At 49.8% G+C, this 18,919-nt stretch carries 16 protein-coding genes; 14 read left to right on the top strand and 2 right to left on the bottom strand.

Going from position 1 to position 18,919, the window contains the following annotated elements; translation table 11 throughout:
- The first annotated feature begins 178 nt into the window (after window positions 1–178).
- From galE to AB3Y96_RS06520, 12 genes are all read left to right on the top strand, one after another.
- Window positions 179–1,195, top strand: a complete 1,017-nt coding sequence (galE, locus tag AB3Y96_RS06575) for a UDP-glucose 4-epimerase GalE (protein ID WP_367298776.1) — start codon at window positions 179–181, stop codon at window positions 1,193–1,195.
- 32 nt (window positions 1,196–1,227) lie between these two features.
- The gene (galT, locus tag AB3Y96_RS06570) at window positions 1,228–2,277 is read left to right on the top strand and encodes a galactose-1-phosphate uridylyltransferase (RefSeq protein WP_367298775.1); all 1,050 of its coding nucleotides are present in this window, start codon (window positions 1,228–1,230) and stop codon (window positions 2,275–2,277) included.
- Window positions 2,278–2,287: 10 nt separating this feature from the next.
- Window positions 2,288–3,445: a galactokinase gene (gene galK / locus AB3Y96_RS06565; RefSeq protein ID WP_367298774.1), complete on the top strand. Its 1,158-nt coding sequence runs from the start codon at window positions 2,288–2,290 to the stop codon at window positions 3,443–3,445.
- Window positions 3,439–4,494, top strand: coding sequence for a galactose-1-epimerase (galM, locus tag AB3Y96_RS06560; protein ID WP_367298773.1), 1,056 nt, complete (start codon window positions 3,439–3,441; stop codon window positions 4,492–4,494). Before galK ends, galM begins: the two co-directional genes overlap by 7 nt.
- Window positions 4,495–4,826: 332 nt before the next feature.
- On the top strand, window positions 4,827–5,252 hold the full coding sequence (locus AB3Y96_RS06555; RefSeq protein ID WP_072308054.1) for a hypothetical protein: 426 nt from the start codon (window positions 4,827–4,829) through the stop codon (window positions 5,250–5,252).
- A gap of 87 nt (window positions 5,253–5,339) precedes the next feature.
- Window positions 5,340–5,714, top strand: coding sequence for a copper-binding protein (locus tag AB3Y96_RS06550; RefSeq protein WP_367298772.1), 375 nt, complete (start codon window positions 5,340–5,342; stop codon window positions 5,712–5,714).
- Window positions 5,715–5,726: 12 nt separating this feature from the next.
- Complete coding sequence (locus tag AB3Y96_RS06545; protein WP_367298771.1) at window positions 5,727–6,983, top strand: TolC family protein; 1,257 nt, start codon at window positions 5,727–5,729, stop codon at window positions 6,981–6,983.
- Window positions 6,980–8,497: an efflux RND transporter periplasmic adaptor subunit gene (locus AB3Y96_RS06540; protein ID WP_367298770.1), complete on the top strand. Its 1,518-nt coding sequence runs from the start codon at window positions 6,980–6,982 to the stop codon at window positions 8,495–8,497. Before AB3Y96_RS06545 ends, AB3Y96_RS06540 begins: the two co-directional genes overlap by 4 nt.
- Complete coding sequence (locus tag AB3Y96_RS06535) at window positions 8,494–11,634, top strand: efflux RND transporter permease subunit (protein WP_367298769.1); 3,141 nt, start codon at window positions 8,494–8,496, stop codon at window positions 11,632–11,634. Before AB3Y96_RS06540 ends, AB3Y96_RS06535 begins: the two co-directional genes overlap by 4 nt.
- A gap of 210 nt (window positions 11,635–11,844) precedes the next feature.
- On the top strand, window positions 11,845–12,198 hold the full coding sequence (locus AB3Y96_RS06530) for a PsiF family protein (protein WP_367298768.1): 354 nt from the start codon (window positions 11,845–11,847) through the stop codon (window positions 12,196–12,198).
- Between the two features lie 224 nt (window positions 12,199–12,422).
- The gene (gene gpmA / locus AB3Y96_RS06525; protein ID WP_367298767.1) at window positions 12,423–13,175 is read left to right on the top strand and encodes a 2,3-diphosphoglycerate-dependent phosphoglycerate mutase; all 753 of its coding nucleotides are present in this window, start codon (window positions 12,423–12,425) and stop codon (window positions 13,173–13,175) included.
- A gap of 220 nt (window positions 13,176–13,395) precedes the next feature.
- Window positions 13,396–13,818, top strand: coding sequence for a Spy/CpxP family protein refolding chaperone (locus tag AB3Y96_RS06520; protein WP_367298766.1), 423 nt, complete (start codon window positions 13,396–13,398; stop codon window positions 13,816–13,818).
- Between the two features lie 68 nt (window positions 13,819–13,886).
- Here AB3Y96_RS06520 and aroG read toward each other — a convergent pair whose 3' ends face one another.
- Window positions 13,887–14,939, bottom strand: a complete 1,053-nt coding sequence (gene aroG, locus AB3Y96_RS06515; protein ID WP_072308046.1) for a 3-deoxy-7-phosphoheptulonate synthase AroG — start codon at window positions 14,937–14,939, stop codon at window positions 13,887–13,889.
- Between the two features lie 446 nt (window positions 14,940–15,385).
- Between aroG and AB3Y96_RS06510 the strand changes: the two genes are divergently transcribed.
- Together AB3Y96_RS06510 and zitB are read left to right on the top strand one after the other, a co-directional pair.
- Window positions 15,386–16,039 (top strand): lysostaphin resistance A-like protein, encoded by a 654-nt coding sequence (locus AB3Y96_RS06510; RefSeq protein WP_367298765.1) that lies wholly within the window; start codon window positions 15,386–15,388, stop codon window positions 16,037–16,039.
- 111 nt (window positions 16,040–16,150) lie between these two features.
- Window positions 16,151–17,143: a CDF family zinc transporter ZitB gene (zitB, locus tag AB3Y96_RS06505; protein ID WP_367298764.1), complete on the top strand. Its 993-nt coding sequence runs from the start codon at window positions 16,151–16,153 to the stop codon at window positions 17,141–17,143.
- 98 nt (window positions 17,144–17,241) lie between these two features.
- Here the strand turns inward: zitB and ygjG are convergent, their stop codons facing one another.
- Window positions 17,242–18,642: a putrescine aminotransferase gene (gene ygjG / locus AB3Y96_RS06500; RefSeq protein WP_367298763.1), complete on the bottom strand. Its 1,401-nt coding sequence runs from the start codon at window positions 18,640–18,642 to the stop codon at window positions 17,242–17,244.
- Window positions 18,643–18,919 lie beyond the last annotated feature (277 nt).

Genomic DNA, 18,919 nt, shown 5'->3' with positions numbered 1-18,919 from the left:
ACATTCTCGATTTATCTGAACTTGCAGACAGCCTTGTCACGCCGCACAATAGACCCTTATCGGAATCTGAGCCGTTTGCATTGTTGTGTAAACGATTCCATTTATTTAGCATAGATCACCTTTTTCACGGTTTTCTCATGCTACCTTTACTGTATTGAATGTTCCAAAGGAGCGAATCATGATTGTTTTAGTTACTGGTGGTAGCGGTTACATTGGCAGCCATACCTGCGTACAGTTAATCGCCGCTGGGCATACGCCGATCATCTTAGACAATCTTTGCAACAGCAAAGCCAGCGTTTTGGAACGCATCCACACCCTGACAGGCAACACGCCAACCCTTTATCAAGGCGACATTCGCGACCGTTTGTTACTTGACCGTATATTCGCTGAAAACCAGATTGACTCGGTGATCCACTTTGCAGGGCTAAAAGCCGTGGGTGAGTCAGTGCAAAAACCGCTGGAATACTACGATAACAACGTGAGCGGTACGCTAACTCTGCTGGAAGCAATGCGTGAAGCGAATGTCAAAAATATGATTTTTAGCTCTTCCGCCACCGTGTATGGCGATCAGCCCAAAATCCCTTACGTTGAAGATTTCCCTACCGGAACCCCATCAAGCCCGTATGGCCGCAGCAAATTAATGGTTGAACAGATCCTCGAAGATCTGCACCGTGCCGACCCTGAATGGAGCGTTAGCCTGCTGCGCTATTTCAATCCGGTTGGCGCTCATCCATCTGGATTAATGGGTGAAGATCCACAAGGCATTCCTAATAACCTGATGCCGTATATCGCTCAGGTTGCCGTTGGTCGTCGTGATTCTCTGGCTATTTTCGGCAATGACTATCCAACCGAAGATGGCACCGGTGTGCGTGATTACATCCATGTGGTCGATTTAGCCGACGGTCATTTGGCCGCACTCAACGTCATGACAAACAAACCTGGCGTGCATATTTACAACCTCGGCGCAGGCGTTGGTTATAGCGTGCTGCAAGTAGTAAACGCCTTCAGCAAAGCCTGCGGAAAACCGGTGAATTACCACTTTGCACCGCGCCGCGCAGGCGATCTTGCCGCGTACTGGGCTGATTCAACCCGAGCCGACAAAGACCTCAACTGGCGCGTCACTCGCACTCTGGACGATATGGCACAAGACACCTGGCGCTGGCAGTCACAGAATCCGCAGGGCTATCCCGAATAAGTACCTGAATAATATTTAAAGGAGCACCGATAATGACCACGTTTAATCCGGTCGATCACCCTCATCGCCGTTATAACCCATTGACAGATCAGTGGGTGTTGGTCTCTCCGCACCGTGCCAAACGCCCGTGGCAGGGTGCACAGGAAACGCCGTCGATTCAAACGCTGCCACAGCATGATCCCGACTGTTTTCTGTGTGCGGGCAATACGCGTGTTACCGGTGATACAAATCCCGATTACACCGGCACCTATGTTTTTACTAACGATTTTGCAGCGCTGATGCCGGATACACCGGATGCGCCGCAAAACGACGATCCATTGATGCGCTGTGAAAGCGCGCGCGGCACCAGCCGCGTCATCTGTTTCTCACCCGATCACAGTAAGACGTTACCTGAACTTTCTTTACCTGCCCTTGAAGAGATCGTTAAGACATGGCAAACGCAAAGTGCAGATCTTGGGAAGACCTATCCGTGGGTGCAGGTATTTGAAAATAAAGGCGCCGCAATGGGATGCTCTAACCCGCATCCGCACGGGCAGATTTGGGCTAACAGCTTCCTACCCAATGAAGCTGCGCGCGAAGATCGCCTACAGCAAGCCTATTTCGCACAGAATAAAACGCCGATGCTGCTGGACTATGCCAAACGCGAAATAGTCGACGGTAGCCGTACCGTGGTGGAAACCGAACATTGGATCGCCGTCGTTCCGTACTGGGCTGCATGGCCTTTTGAAACGCTGTTGTTGCCGAAAACACACATCTTGCGCATTACCGATCTCAACGCAGAGCAGCGTGCTGATTTAGCCATTGCATTGAAAAAACTCACCAGCCGCTACGATAACCTGTTCCAGTGCTCTTTCCCTTATTCCATGGGCTGGCACGGTGCACCGTTCCATGAGGTTGACTGTGTACACTGGCAGTTGCACGCACATTTCTATCCACCACTGTTGCGCTCTGCAACCGTGCGTAAATTTATGGTCGGCTACGAAATGCTGGCCGAAACTCAGCGCGATTTAACGCCTGAGCAAGCCGCTGAACGTCTACGCGCAGTAAGTGACGTCCATTACCGTGAAGCCAACGCCAAATAAGGAAACGAAAATGAGTCTGCAACAACTTACTACCGTGACACAGGATATTTTTAATCGTTATTTTGGCTATGCTCCGGCAATGACGGTACAAGCTCCCGGCCGCGTTAATTTGATTGGCGAGCATACGGATTACAACGATGGCTTTGTGTTGCCCTGCGCTATCGATTATCAAACCGTGATTAGCTGCGCTAAGCGAGACGATCGCATAGTGCGCGTAATCGCGGCCGACTACGATAATCAACAAGATGAATTCTCTCTTGATGCCGCATTTGAGTCCCATCCCACCATGATGTGGAGCAACTATGTCCGCGGCGTGCTGAAATATCTGCAAATCCGTAATCCTAATTTCGGCGGCGCAGACTTAGTTATCAGCGGCAACGTACCACAAGGTGCAGGGCTGAGCTCGTCAGCATCGCTTGAGGTTGCCGTCGGCCAAGCCTTCCAAGCATTGTACGATCTGCCTTTAGATGGCGTTCAGTTGGCGCTAAATGGTCAAGAAGCGGAAAACAAGTTTGTTGGCTGCAACTGCGGCATCATGGATCAGCTGATTTCCGCGCTGGGCGAAGAAAAACACGCGCTGCTGATTGACTGCCGCTCACTGGCGACGCGCTCAGTTCCCATGCCAAAAGACGTCGCGATCGTGATTATCAATTCCAACGTTAAGCGTGGATTGGTCGATAGCGAATACAACACCCGCCGTCAGCAATGCGAAGCCGCTGCGCAGTATTTCAACGTAAAAGCCCTGCGTGATGTCACGCTGGCAGAATTCGAATCTAAACAAGCTGGGCTGGAATCGCTGACTGCGCGCCGTGCTCGTCACGTCATCACTGAAAACGACCGAACCGAAGCGGCTGCCAAAGCGCTTGCCGCAGGCGATCTCAAACTGATGGGCACATTGATGGCGGAATCCCATGCCTCAATGCGCGATGATTTTGAAATTACCGTTAAACCTATTGATACGCTGGTTGAAATTGTGAAAGAGGTCATCGGAGAGCGCGGCGGTGTTCGCATGACGGGCGGCGGCTTTGGCGGCTGTATCGTCGCCCTGATGCCATTAGACTTGGTTGAGGAAGTTCGCGCTACCGTTGAACGCGAATATCCGGCGCAAACCGGCCTGAAAGAAACCTTCTATGTCTGCTATCCATCACAAGGAGCCAGCGTATGCTAAATTTCGCTGATACCTCCCGAGCTCCAGATGGCGAGCCGTTTCAGTTCACCACGCTAACCAACGCCGCTGGCAGCATTGCCACATTCATGGATTGGGGCGCAACATGGCTTTCATGCCAGATCGCACTGAACGACGGCAGTTTGCGTGAGGTTTTGCTCGGCTGCCAAACGCCCGAGCAATTCACCGAACAGGGTGCTTTTTTGGGTGCCACGGTAGGTCGTTACGCCAACCGTATCGCTAAAGCACAGTATGTCTACCAAGGTGAAACCGTCGTTTTACATCCGAGCCAAGGCGAAAATCAGCTTCACGGCGGGCCAGAAGGATTCGACAAACGCCGTTGGAAACGTATTTCACACGATACCCAGCATGTGACCTATCAGTTGAACTCTGCCGATGGCGATCAGGGTTTCCCCGGAAACCTCATTGCGCAAGTGACTTACCGCCTCACGGAAGATAACCGCGTTGAGATTAGCTGGCAGGCAAAAGTTGATAAAACCTGCCCGGTGAATTTAACCAACCATGCCTACTTCAACTTAGACGGCGATGGTTGCACGACCGATGCGTTGGCGCAGAATCTGCAGCTCTTTGCCGATCACTATCTTCCGGTAGAAAGTGACGGGATCCCATGTGGCGATCTTACTCATGTCAGCGGCTCAGGCATGGATTTCCGCAAAGCAAAAACCTTGCAGCAGGACTTGTTAAAAGATCGCTGCCAGCAGTGCGTGAAAGGCTACGATCACGCCTATCTGCTGCACAGCACCTGCCATCATGCACAACACCCCGCGGCGATCCTCACCGCTGCTGATGCTAAACTGGAGATGCAGGTTTTTACCGATGCCCCTGCGCTCCAGCTTTACAGCGGTAACTTTCTAGCCGGAACGCCCGACCGTCGCGGAGCGCAATATGCGGCTTATGCCGGTGTGGCGTTAGAAAGTGAGTTTTTGCCTGATACTCCTAACCACCCTGAATGGCCACAGCCTGACTGCTTTATTAAACCGGGTGAAGTTTATCAAGCGGCAACGACGTATTGGTTTGTGGTGAAGGGATAGATTTGATTTATGAGATTTCAGGTACTGCCACGTTGTATGCAGCTAGAGTGAAAGCGTCCAAGTCAGGTTGTTAGGGGCGGCGATTGGCCCCTAACACGGACGCCTGCACAGTGAAAATGCAGAGCTCAACGTCCTAGGCGTATCTAATCTTGCACCTCAGTCAAATAAAATTGACGCGAATTTGTATCACTTCAGTAACCAAAAAGTTAAATCAACTCCCTGATTACCCGAAATATCTTCTCCTGACAGTTCTTTACCCATCATTCCTTGTGAGCGCACAATGCTAAACGCTACACTGAAAGCCGTTTCATTTAGGGTGACTGTCAATTTCCATGTTTATGAGCAGCAAGCTACAGCAACGAATGCATAATCTACGCGTGAAAAACGTGTGGGCGATTGTATTGGTTGCTTGTTGGACGCTGCTTAACGCACAGCTCGCCATCGCTGGACATCAATGCAACATGAACGTTGATGGCCCTGCGCCAATGGTGCAGCACATCACGCATATGCAAGGCGCGCCCGACGTTGTGGCGCATCACATGCAAGTGTCGGAAACCATGTGTGAAAAGCACTGCTCTCCTGACAGCATGAAACAAGACAATGGTGAAGCCCAGCTAACGCTGCACGCGATCCCAGTGAGTTCTGAACTTGCTGCTATTGATATAGCCGCTGTGGAACTACCTTGCGATACGGAATGGCGCCAGCCCCCTTCTATCGGCCCTCCAGCCGAAATACGCTTTTGCCGCTTTAGAGAGTAACTCCTGACGTAAAACCTTTATTCGATTTTGCTGCGTGGCTTCGCCTATGCGCAGCGGGTTTTCGTTATTTTTACAGGAGTTAATTTTATGTCTTACATCCAAAACATCCGTACCCTATTCGCTACCGCCGCTGTTCTTTCTGCCTTTGCTTTCGCTACGCCAACTATGGCCAACAGCGATCACGACATGAGCGCGATGCATAACGTGAGCGACATGCCGCATCATGAATCAACGGCAACGTCTTACCGCGCTACCGGCGTGGTAAAAAGCTGGAACCAAGCAAGCGGCGTCACATTAACGCACTCCCCGATCCCTGAACTGCATTGGCCTGCCATGACCATGACCTTTGCGCTGCCCTCTTCTTCTGTCATCAAGCCACTGGCGGTGGGCAGCAAGGTGAATTTCAGCTTTATCCAAACCGAATCCGGTTATCAATTAACTGAAATCACCCCAGCTCAGTAACGGAGAAACATCATGCAAAACCGAAAGCAGCGCCGCATTGCGGCGTGGCTGGCGGCGATGTTTTTCCTGCCTGCCGCCTCACAGGCGGCAAGCCTGAGTTTGGATGAAGCCCTGAACGCTGCACAGAAATATTCCGCAGCGCTCTCGGCAAACCAACATCAGGTTAATGCACTGGAAAACATGGCTGACTCTGCCACGCAACTTCCCGATCCAAAATTAAAATTTGGCATCGAAAACGTCCCCGTCGGCGGGGACAACGGTCGTCGTCTCACGCGTGAAGGGATGACCATGCAGCGTATAGGGATCATGCAGGACTACGTCAGCAGCGAAAAACGCGAACGTAAAGCAGACACCTTACGCGCTGAAGCCGCAAAAACGGCGGCCAATTCGCTCGCGATCCGCGCTCAGCTCCAGCGTGACACCGCGCAAGCGTGGCTCGATCTGGCCTTGGCGCAACGCAGCGAAGAGCAGGCGAAAAAATTGGTGAGTGAAGGCCAGCGTCAGGTTCCTTTGCAAAATGCCAGCGTGGCCAACGGCAGCGCGCCGAGCAGCGCGATTGATGCAAGACTCACGCTCGCCGCCATGCAGGATCTCGTCACCGATGCCAACCGCGATGTTCAGGTTGCTCAGGCGCGTCTGATGCAGTTGACCGGCGAAAACGATGTGCGAACCGCGGGCTCGCTGCCGCGTTATCAGCGCTTACCCGCCGAGCGCGATGTTTTAATTCAGGCTATCGATGAGCATCCTGAAGTCCTACAGGCCAAGCGTGAATCAGACGTTGCGCATGCTCGTTCCGAGCAAACCGCACTGGCTGCAATCCCGGACGTCGGCGTTGAGGTCTATTACGCCAAGCGCGGGGACGACTACGAAGATATGGCGGGCGTGATGTTTACCGTCGACCTCCCGCTGTTTAAATCTAAACGTCAGGATAAAGACTACGCCGCCGAAGTTTCCCGCAGCATGGAAGCAAACGACCAGCTTACATTACTCCAGCGCGATCACCGTGCTCAGTTAGATACGTTAATCGCTCAGTATCAGGCCGCCCAAAGCCGCTGGCAGCGCCAGCAGCAGGAAATCGTGCCGCTACAGCAACAAAAAATCCGTCTGCTAGAAGCACAGTATCGTTCCGGCAGCAGCTCCTTAGCCGAGGTAATGAGTGGTCGCCGCTCCCTGTTAGAAAGCGAGTTGGCATCCGTCGCGGCTGAACGTGAAATGGCCAAAATTTGGGCCTCGATCCGCTATCTCATCCCGCAGGAGTTTGCCCAATGAATAACAAATTTACCCTTAGCGCCATTGTCATTGCCTTACTTGCTGTGGGCTGGGGCGGATACAAATTAGGTTCACAATCCCAACAAACCCATGGTGCAGTCCCCACCAAACAGACCGCCGAAGCGGGACGCAAAGTGCTGTACTGGTACGATCCGATGGTGCCCGGCCAGCGATTTGATAAACCGGGTAAATCTCCGTTTATGGACATGGAGCTTGTACCACGCTATGCCAGCGAATCAGGACAGGAATCGGATACCGGCGTCAGCATTAGCGCTCGCCAGCAGCAAAATCTCGGCATTAAAACGGCACCCGCCGAGCGTCATACGTTTAGCAGCAACCTGAAAGCCTATGGCTCCGTCGCCGTTAACGAACGCACGCTAAGCACGCTCTCTGCGCCCAGCGCGGGCGTTATCGAACAGCTGAAGGTGAGAGCGCTACAGCAAAGCGTTAAAGCCGGTGAAACGCTGGCCGTTATCTGGAACCCTAGCTGGAGCAGCGCTCAGCAGGAGTATCTGGCTATCCGCGCCGTGGGCGATTCGGCGCTAACGCAGGCGGCCCGTCAACGCTTAGCACTACAGTTTATGCCCGAGAGCGTTATCCAAGCCGTAGAACGTAGCGGCAAAGTACAGCCACGGATGACCATCACCGCACCGCGCAGTGGCTATGTTTCTAAACTGGAAGTGCGTGAGGGACAGCAGGTTGCCACCGCTCAGCCGCTATTTGAATTGGCAAGCCTCGATCCGGTTTGGGTGGTTATTGACTATCCGCAGTCGCAGGCCGAGAGGATCCGTTTGGGCGATCGCGTTACCACCACCAGCAGCGCATGGCCTAGCGTCAGTTTTGATGGGCGCGTGAGCGAACTATTACCCGAGCTCGATGCCACCACCCGCAACCTGAAAGCCCGCATTGAGCTCAGCAATCCCCAGCAGCAACTCAAACCGGGGATGTATTTAAACGTTGCTAGCGCCAGCAATCACCAACGCAGTGCCTTGGCAATTCCGCAATCCGCATTAATTACCACCGGTGAAAACAGCCATGTGCTGCTCAGCGATGGCAATGGGCATTTCACACCGGTGGCGGTGCGTACCGGCGAGGCCCAAGGCGATTGGATTGAGATCTTAGACGGTCTTAAAGAAGGCCAGCCGGTCGTAACATCCGGCCAATTTATGCTGGATTCTGAAGCCAGCCTGCGTAACGCGCTGCCGCAGTTTAGCGAGGCGAAAACGTCTACTGAAGCTCAAACCAAGCAAGAACCGGAGGAGACCCAATACTCCACCACGGGCGTGATTAAAGCGATGACTGGCGAGAGCTTAACGATCAGCCACGAAGCTATTCCGGCTTTGAAATGGGGGCCCATGACTATGGATTTCACCCTGCCAGGCGGCAAGCTCCCCGAAGGTATTCAAGCGGGATCGCATGTCAGTTTTAGCTTCAGCATGGATGACAGCGGGATTGTCATCCGCCACATCATGCCCGCAGACATGAACATGGACATGTCGGGAGGTCGACCATGATTGCCGCCGTTATTCGCTGGTCGCTCAAAAACCGTCTGTTGGTATTGCTGGCGGCTATCGGTTTAGCCGTCTGGGGGCTGTGGGCAGTACAAAAAGCGCCTTTGGACGCACTGCCCGATCTCTCTGATACACAGGTGATTATCCGTGTCAGCTATCCTGGTAAAGCTCCGCAGGTGGTCGAAAATTTAGTGACCTATCCACTCACTACCACCATGCTTTCGGTGCCTGGTGCAAAAACCGTGCGCGGTTTTTCGATGTTTGGTGACTCCTATGTATATGTGCTTTTTGACGACGGCACCGACCCATACTGGGCACGCTCGCGCGTTCTCGAATATCTCAGCCAAGTACAGTCAACGCTGCCGCCTGAGGCTAAAGCCTCTCTCGGCCCCGATGCCACCGGCGTTGGCTGGGTATATGAATATGCGCTCACGGATACCACCGGAAAGTACAGTTTGGCCGATCTTCGCGCATTACAAGATTGGACGCTGAAGTATGAATTAAAAACGGTGCCGAACGTATCAGAAGTTGCCAGCGTGGGCGGCATGGTGCGTCAATATCAGGTCGTTTTGCAGCCAGAAAAAATGCGTGCGCTTAACATCACGCATGAGCAAATAACGGCGGCCATTAAGGCGGCAAATCAGGAAGGCGGTGGCTCGGTTTTAGAACTTGGCGAAGCAGGGTATATGGTTCGCACCTCCGGTTATCTGCAATCCTTGGATGATTTCCGCAACGTAGTTATCGCCAGCCGTAATGGCGTTCCCGTGATGCTCTCGGATGTGGCAACGCTGCGTTTAGGGCCGGAGATGCGCCGCGGCGTTGCCGAGCTTAACGGTGAAGGCGAAGTCGCTGGCGGTATCATCGTGATGCGTTCGGGGAAAAATGCCTTAGAGACCATCAACGCGGTAAAAGACAAACTGAACCAGTTGCAAAAAAGTCTACCGCCGGGCGTGCAGATCGTCACCACTTACGATCGCTCTCAGCTCATTGAACGCGCCATCGAAACCCTTTCACATAAGCTGCTGGAAGAGTTCGTGGTAGTCGCCGTTATCTGCGCTCTTTTCCTGTTCCATTTTCGTTCGGCGCTGGTGGCAATGATCAGCCTGCCGCTGGGAATACTCGGCGCATTTGTGATCATGCATTATCAGGGGGTCAACGCCAATATTATGTCACTCGGCGGGATCGCGATCGCCATTGGGGCGATGGTGGATGCGGCGATCGTGATGATCGAAAACATGCATAAGGTGCTGGAACAGTGGCGACACGACCATGAAAACCGTACGCCAAACAATGCAGAATATTGGAAGATCGCCGAGAAAGCCGCAGTCGAAGTGGGTCCTGCGCTATTTTGTAGCTTATTAATTATTACGCTGTCCTTTATTCCCGTGTTTGCACTTGAGGCGCAGGAAGGGAAAATGTTCTCCCCGCTGGCGTTCACGAAAACCTATGCCATGGCGGTTTCTGCCGGTTTGGGGATTACGCTCGTCCCCGTGCTGATGGGCTATTTTATTCGTGGAAAAATACCGGATGAAAATGCCAACCCAATAAACCGCTGGCTGATTAAAGCCTATCACCCGTTATTAGATTGGGTGTTGGCACGCCCAAAAACTACGTTGGTGATTGCCGCTGCGCTGCTGCTGGCAACGGCGTATCCTTTAAGCCGCTTAGGCAGCGAGTTTATGCCGTCGCTGGACGAAGGCGATTTATTGTATATGCCTTCCGCATTGCCCGGTATTTCAGCACGCGAAGCCAGCCGACTGTTACAGCTCACCGACCGCCTGATCAAAACCGTGCCTGAAGTTGATACCGTATTTGGCAAAGCAGGCCGAGCGGATACAGCAACCGATCCCGCCCCGCTCACCATGTTGGAAACCACCATTCGCTTCAAACCTCGTGACCAATGGCGCGCGGGGATGACGATGGACAAACTGATTGCCGAACTGGATGCTCGCGTACAGGTTCCCGGCATCGCCAATATCTGGGTACCGCCGATCCGTAATCGTTTAGATATGCTGTCTACGGGGATCAAAAGCCCGGTGGGCATCAAGGTCAACGGCAACAACTTGCAGCAGATCGGCGAAGTGGCTGAGCAGATCGAACGTGTGGTGCAAAAAGTACCCGGCGTCACGTCGGCTTTGGCCGAGCGCATGACCGGTGGGCGCTACATCGATATTGATATTAACCGCACCGCAGCCGCTCGCTATGGCGTCACGGTAAAAGAGCTTCAGTCTCTGGTTTCAAGCGTTGTCGGCGGTGAAAATATTGGTGAAACCATTGAAGGTCGCGAACGTTTTCCTATCAATATTCGCTATCCACGAGAAGTGCGCGATTCGGTCGAAAAACTACGCGCGCTGCCGGTGGTCACGGCGAGCGGCGCTCAGATTACGCTGGGAGATTTAGCTGAAGTGAGGATCAGCGAAGGTCCACCGATGTTAAAAAGCGAGAATGCGCGCTTATCAGATTGGGTATACGTTGATCTGCGCGGGCGCGATTTGAAATCAGCGGTGGAAGATATGCAAAAAGCCGTGGCTGAACAGGTAAAATTGCCCGAAGGCGTTTCTCTAAGTTGGTCAGGACAGTTTGAGTATATGGAACGCGCTAGCGCCAAATTGCAGATGGTTTTACCGTTAACGCTGATGATCATCTTCGTGCTGCTCTATATCACCTTCGGCAAAATTCGTGATGCTTTACTGATTATGGGTACCCTGCCCTTTGCTTTAATCGGCGGCGTTTGGCTGCTCTATTTATTGGGCTATAACCTTTCGGTCGCCGGAGCCGTGGGCTTTATCGCACTGGCGGGGGTGTCGGCAGAGTTTGGCGTCATTATGCTGCTGTACCTCAACCACGCAGTAGCCAAACATCAGCAAGGCAATCAGCCGCTCACACGTCAGCAAATGCTGGCAGCGTTGCACGAAGGCGCGGTGCTGCGTGTGCGACCAAAAGTGATGACGGTAGCCACCATTATGGCGGGCTTATTACCGATTATGTGGGGAGGCGGAACGGGGTCAGAAGTTATGCAGCGCATTGCGGCGCCAATGATTGGCGGGATGGTCAGCGCCCCGCTGTTATCGATGTTAGTCATACCAGCGGTGTATTTGTTGCTTCATCCGGTTACAGAGGAGCCCAAGCAACCACATTAAAATTAACGCTTGAAGTCAAAACACAGCCTATCCCGGCTGTGTTTTTTTTGTTTATTCTTCTGAGATTTATCCGTTTCTCTCTGTTTTAAAGCGCTTTTTATAAAAGTCTCATTCCATTTCTGCTATTTGCCATCTACGCTTATTACGTAAATGAATGGATCAGTAAAAATTCATCTAAAGAGCGACATTTCGGCAAATAAGGAAACATTTATGTTCATGCGCAAGATTCTCCCTTTAATGGCGGGTTTACTGCTGGCTGGCAGTGCTTTAGCGGCAGATCCGGCATCTACAGATGCTAAAGCAGTAAAGGCCCCTTCGGCGAAGCAGCTTGCTCAACAAAAGAAAATGACCGACTGTAGCCAGCAGGCAAGCAGCCAGTCATTGAGCGGTGATGCTCGTAAAACCTTTATGAGCACCTGTTTAAAAGCGGAAACTAACCCAACCGCCACCACGCTAACGCCACAGCAGCAGAAAATGAAAACCTGTAACGCGGAAGCCAAAGGCAAAACCTTTAAAGAAGGCGAGCGTAAAACCTTCATGAGCGACTGCTTGAAGAAAAAATAATTCTGCACTCTGACTCGCGTCTTTCACGTTATGGGAAGACGCGAGCCTGTTTTCCCATAAACCTATATACATAACGTATAACATCTCGCACGAATCCCCCACTGAACACATACACATACGCGCAGAAATTAGCTATGTTTAGACTCAGCTATTGCTGTTTGCTGCACGATGGCAATATAATGATAATAGTTATCATTTAATAAATTACGCTTAGGAGTTTACCCATGGCTGTGACTAAATTAGTTTTGGTGCGACACGGTGAAAGCGAGTGGAACAAAGAAAACCGCTTCACTGGCTGGACGGATGTTGAGCTTTCTGACAAAGGACGTTCCGAGGCAAAATCGGCGGGTAAGCTTTTAAAAGAACAAGGTTTTGCTTTTGATTTCGCCTACACATCGGTACTGAAACGTGCGATCCATACATTGTGGAATGTGCTGGATGAGCTGGAACAACAATGGCTGCCGGTCGAAAAATCATGGAAGCTGAACGAACGTCATTACGGTGCGTTGCAAGGGCTGAACAAGGCTGAAACAGCACAAAAATATGGCGACGATCAGGTCAAACTATGGCGTCGTGGTTTTGCCGTTACACCTCCTGAGTTAACCAAAGAAGATGAGCGTTATCCTGGTCATGACCCTCGCTACGCCAAACTCAGCGAACAGGAACTGCCGGTGACCGAAAGCTTAGCCACCACTATTGACCGTGTTATCCCTTATTGGACCGATGTGATTAAGCCACGCATTGCAAGCGGTGAGCGCGTCATTATTGCAGCGCACGGTAATTCTCTGCGTGCATTGGTTAAATATTTAGATAATCTAAGCGAAGATGAAATTCTTGAGCTGAATATTCCAACCGGCGTACCGTTAGTTTATGAGTTTGATGAAAATCTTAAGCCTTTAAAACGTTACTATCTTGGCGATGCAGATGAAATTGCCGCCAAAGCCGCTGCGGTGGCTAACCAAGGCAAAGCGAAATAATTGCCTTCGTATTTTTTATTAATAAGCGCCTTCGGGCGCTTTTTTCTTACAACTAGCAAGCCGTGAATAATTGCGAAAATTCACACAATCAATAAACTCAAAAAATACATAATTAAATATTCTATGTTTACGAGTTCACACACTTCATTACAACACTAATTAATAAATGGTTTACAGTTATTCGGATTAAGTCCTTTTCTCACTTTATGGAATTACATTGATGAACAAATTTTCTAAATTAACTCTTGCGGCTTCAGCGCTTGTTTTTTCCGGTCTCGCATTAGCATCCAGCAATACTAACGCGAGCACTCAACCTGAGGCTCAGCAAGATCCAATGATCCAGCATCTGCATTTAAATTCATCTCAGGTGGATAAAATCAAAGCCCTGCGTGCTGAAACAGATAAAAAAATGGCCTCTATTGATACTAAAGACATTCAGAATGGCCTGCTTATCAATATAATCGATTCAGGCAAATGGGATGAAACTGCCGTTAAGAAGCAAATTGCAGCTTTCGGTAAAGCACAAGAGCAGGCTCGCTACTATCGTATGCAGTATTTCTTTAATTTGAGCAAAATCTTAACACCAGAACAAAAAGCACAGGTTAAAAGCGATTTAGCACAAGAAATGGAACAGCAGCAGTAAAAATTAGTATCGGATTTTCTCTAGTAAAAAGCCCACTCCATGAAGTGGGCTTTTTTATAAAAACGAAATTAACCGCGACGCGCTTTCACAGCTCGAGCTAATTGGCGCAGTACCGTTTCAGTATCATCCCAACCAATACAGGCATCGGTTACGCTTTTGCCGTAAACCAAAGGCTCTGCGCCTTCTAGATTTTGGTTACCTTCTTCGAGATGACTCTCGATCATCACGCCCATAATAGCTTTATCACCGGCTTCGAGCTGGTGACAAACGTCAGTGCAGACTTCCAGCTGTTTTTTGAATTGTTTACTGCTATTTGCATGGCTGAAATCAATCATCACCTGCTCGGACAAACCGGCTTTCTTCAGCCCCGCTTTCACTTCCTGCACGTGTGCAGCGCTGTAGTTCGGCTCTTTGCCACCGCGTAAAATAATATGGCAATCGCCGTTACCGCTGGTGTTCACAATCGCAGAATGGCCCCATTTGGTGACCGACAAGAAGCAATGCGCGGCGCTTGCCGCATTGATTGCATCAATAGCCACTTTGATAGTGCCGTCGGTGCCATTTTTAAATCCAACAGGGCAAGATAAGCCTGAAGCCAATTCGCGGTGCACCTGTGATTCCGTAGTACGCGCGCCGATAGCGCCCCAGCTCATCAGATCCGCCAAATACTGTGGCGTGATCATATCCAGGAACTCACCCGCCGTTGGCATACCGATATCATTAATATCCAGCAGTAATTTACGCGCAATACGCAAACCGTCGTTGATCTGATAGCTGCTGTCCATATGCGGATCGTTGATTAATCCCTTCCAGCCCACGGTGGTGCGTGGTTTTTCAAAATACACACGCATCACAATCTCAAGTTCACCGTCGAGTTCTTGGCGCAGCTTAAGCAGGCGCTGCGCGTATTCTTTGGCGGCTTCAATGTCGTGAATCGAGCATGGACCGATAATCACCAGCAGGCGATCGTCTTTGCCTTTGAGGATTTGATGAATTGCACCACGGGCCTGCGACACCGTCTCTGCTGCAAACGCCGTTGCCGGAAACTTCTCTAACAGGGCAACAGGTGGCAGGAGTTCCTTAATTTCTTTAATGCGTAAATCGTCGTTCTGGTAATTCATAACTATTCCGTTGGTGTCGAAGGGGATTAATAGGCGAATCTCCAATCTAGCCGTTTTACGCGGCAATTGTAAACGGGCATTGTTCAACAATTTCTTGATTTAACTCCACCGCAGCCTAGCAACCACGCTCATATCTTCATCATGGGCCATCGTTGACGATGATTTTAAACACATTAATCAGCGTAGGTGGATATTCAACAGCCGGACTAAAACGACTCCCAGCAACAAAATTTCTGCCTAACATAAAAACCTTTGCCGCATAAAATAGTTTCATTATGTTACAAGTAATCCGTCGTGCAAAAGATTTATAGCACACTCATTCATTATTATTATTTTTAATAAAATTCTTAATATATAATTCAGCTACGGCTTCAGGTTTGATGCTTGCTTAGTTTTCCACGCCGCATTTATAATCAGATACAAACATCATAGAGAAATACAGTGCAATGGACAGCAAGACATTAGATAAAATAACTCAATCGTTTATATGCTTTAGCATTTTTATACTTTGGTATTTTATTTCTTATATTTCACTATTTCTTAGTAACTATAAAGCTCTCTATCAAAGTGGATATCTTATTCCATTTATGAGCTTTGCACTTTGGCTGCCATTTTCTTACATTGTCGTAAAAAAATACTCTATTCACTACAAAGACATCAAAAAAGGCAGCGTCGACATTAAAAGCACCGCGCTTTTTATCTTATTTATCTTCATATTGAGATTCGTATCGGTATTTTATGACAAACCAGAGGTTTGGGTTGAATCAATTACCTCTTACTCAAACTTCTCTTTTTTTCTGCTCTCTATTTGCGTTTGTTTTTTCTCACCTATTTATGAAGAGATTATATTTCGTGGTTTTCTTCTAAATGCATTTCTTTCGTGGGGACCTAAAGCAAAAATCTGTGGGATCGTATTGACATCTATATTATTTAGCCTTGTGCATACTCAATACAACTCCCCCACAACCTTCATCGAACTATTCACTTTTTCCGTCATATTATGTTATGCCAGAATTTACAAAAATGGATTACTATTCCCTATATTACTGCATTGTATTTTCAATTCATTTGCAACCCTATTGATCATATTAAGCAGATAGATGGAAAATATTTTTGACGCTCCTTTAGGTAAAAAACATCGGAGCATGTTCCGTATCCGTCGTCCTGTGCTTAAACTATAGTTAAAATCTGAAGTGCATTAAGGACAAAAGATGCCAGCTCATCAACACTCTCACTCACCACAAAATAGCGACAGTCGGCGCTTGATACTGGCTCTGGCTGTCACCGCCATCTTCATGGTGGTTGAAGTTATCGGCGGGCTTATTTCAGGCTCATTAGCCTTACTCGCCGATGCTGGGCACATGCTAACAGACACTGCGGCCTTGTTTGTTGCAGTTATCGCCGTACGCTTTGCAGCTCGCTCACCCACCCTGAAACACTCATTTGGATTTCTGCGTTTTACCACGCTTGCGGCGTTCGTTAACGCCGCCGCGTTGGTGGTGATTGTTTTTATCATCGTATGGGAAGCGGTTAAACGCTTTATGTCACCCGAGCCCGTGATGGGCGGAACGATGCTAGCCATCGCCATCGCGGGTTTGCTGGCGAATATTCTCTCATTTTGGCTACTTCATCACGGTTCTGAAGAGAGAAACATCAACGTTCGTGCTGCCGCGCTGCACGTTATGGGCGATCTTTTAGGCTCTGTTGGCGCTATTGTGGCGGCGCTGGTCATCATGTGGACGGGATGGACGCCCATTGACCCTATTCTTTCCGTCGTGGTCTCGTGTTTGGTTCTACACAGCGCATGGAATTTGCTGAAAGAAAGCACTAACGAGCTTTTAGAAGGTACGCCAGAAGATGTCGATGTACCGCAGCTACAGCGAGCGCTATGCAATGCATTTCCCGAGGTGCGTAATGTACATCATGTGCACATTTGGCAAATTGGCGAACAGCGCTTAATGACGCTGCACGTACGAGTGATTCCGCCACACGATCATGACGGGCTCTTAGACCAGATTCAGCATTATCTTGCAGAACATTACCAGATTGGGCACGCAACCATTCAAATGGAATATAACGGCTGTGAGGAACATGACTGTGATCTTATGACTCATGTGAAAATGCCTTCAGGACATACCCATTCACATAGCCATTCACATAGCCATTCGCATACCACCGGGCACACGCACGAACACACAGACTAAGTAAGCGATCACAAACATCGTTGAAAGAAGCAAAATGAAAAAAGGGAACCTCGCCATATCGCTTCGAGGTTCCCTTTTTTATCGTTATATCATCCCTATCAGGCCACGCTCATCGTTGGCTGCTGGGTGGGACTCAATGCACGCATGGCTTTTAACGCCTCTTCAGCGCGAGTCAGCACTTGCTTACATTGTTCTGCCGTAATGGTCAGCGGCGGTTCTATACGAATAGACTTGGAGTTATTCAACGTCCCTGCAACCAACACATTGCGCTGGAACATCTCACGAGAAAACGCATAGCCTACTTCGCTTTTGATAAACTCAATCGCCTGCATGAGTCCCTGTCCACGCACTTCCATCATAAACTCAGGATACTGCGTGGCTAAACGACGGAACCCATCCATTAGCTGCTGACCACGCTCGGTTGCTTTCGCGGGGAGATCTTCAGTTAACAACACGTTGAAGGTCGCCAGCGCTGCGGCACAGGACAATGGATTGCCACCGAAAGTGGTGGTGTGTAGGAACGGGTTATCAAACAAGACAGAGAAGACTTTTTCGTTCGCCACCGTTGCACCAATTGGCATCACGCCGCCGCCAAGGGCTTTTGCGAGACACAAAATATCAGGAGTGACATTTTCATGCTCACAGGCAAACATCTTGCCAGTGCGGCCCATGCCGGTTTGCACTTCGTCGAAAATCAGCAATGCGCCATATTCGTCACAAAGCGCTCTTACCGCCGGTAAATAACCTTTCGGTGGCAAGATAACCCCGCCTTCACCTTGAATAGGCTCTAGCAGAACAGCCGCTACATCATCACCGGTCTTCTTGCACTCACGCAGTTGGGTACATAGCGCTTCAATATCCCCAAAAGGAACATGATGGAAACCGGGTAACAAAGGCATAAACGGACGGCGGAAAATAGACTTCGCGGTTGCGGACAGCGCGCCTAACGACTTACCGTGGAACGCACCGGTCGCAGCGACAAAAGTATATTTACCATGTGGCGATTGATACGCTTTAGCAAGCTTCAGCGCGGCCTCAACGGATTCTGTTCCGCTATTGCAGAAGAACGTATATTTGAGATCGCCCGGCGTAATCGCCGCCAAGGTTTTCGCCAACATAGAACGTAGTGGATCAAGGAGTTCTTGGCTGTGCAGCGGCTGCTTCGCCAGCTGACTTTCTACGGCGGATATGACTTTTGGATTACGGTGCCCTACATTAAAAATACCGAATCCACCCAAGCAATCGATATACTCGTTCCCCTGAGTGTCGACAAGCGTGTTTAGACCGCTCGCTTGCCATTCTACGGCTCCGTAATCCCCGCCTGCCGTGACTGATTTCCGATATTCCAAGAAACCAGGATTAACGTACTCCCTGAAATTGCTCAGGACTTCTTTATTTAAAGCCACCATTTCATCATGCGTTAGCGACTTTTTTTCAATCCAGTTCAATGCCTGCTGAGTACACTCTAGCGGGTTAAGTACCACGTTTGTTCGAGACAAAATGTGCTCCTGAATTCGTCGACATCACATGACGTCAGTTTAAATATTGCACAAATTGCACCAAACGCAGCCCGCTAACGCATTTCGAAAGAAAATAGTTATTTAATAGAACCAACAGGATTAACGCTGTTTAAGAAAATGAATACTGGCAGAAAAAATCGACACGCTAAATAGTCTAACGGCATGAAATTGCCAATCGGAGTGTGTGCTCACCATCACAGTGCAAGCATGAACTATAGCAGTGCATTTTGGGTTTCGCTCTTTTTTGGAAAGCATG

Source organism: Hafnia alvei, from assembly GCF_964063325.1.
GTDB classification, from domain to species: domain Bacteria; phylum Pseudomonadota; class Gammaproteobacteria; order Enterobacterales; family Enterobacteriaceae; genus Hafnia; species Hafnia alvei_B.
This window is presented reverse-complemented; position numbering and strand designations above follow the sequence as displayed.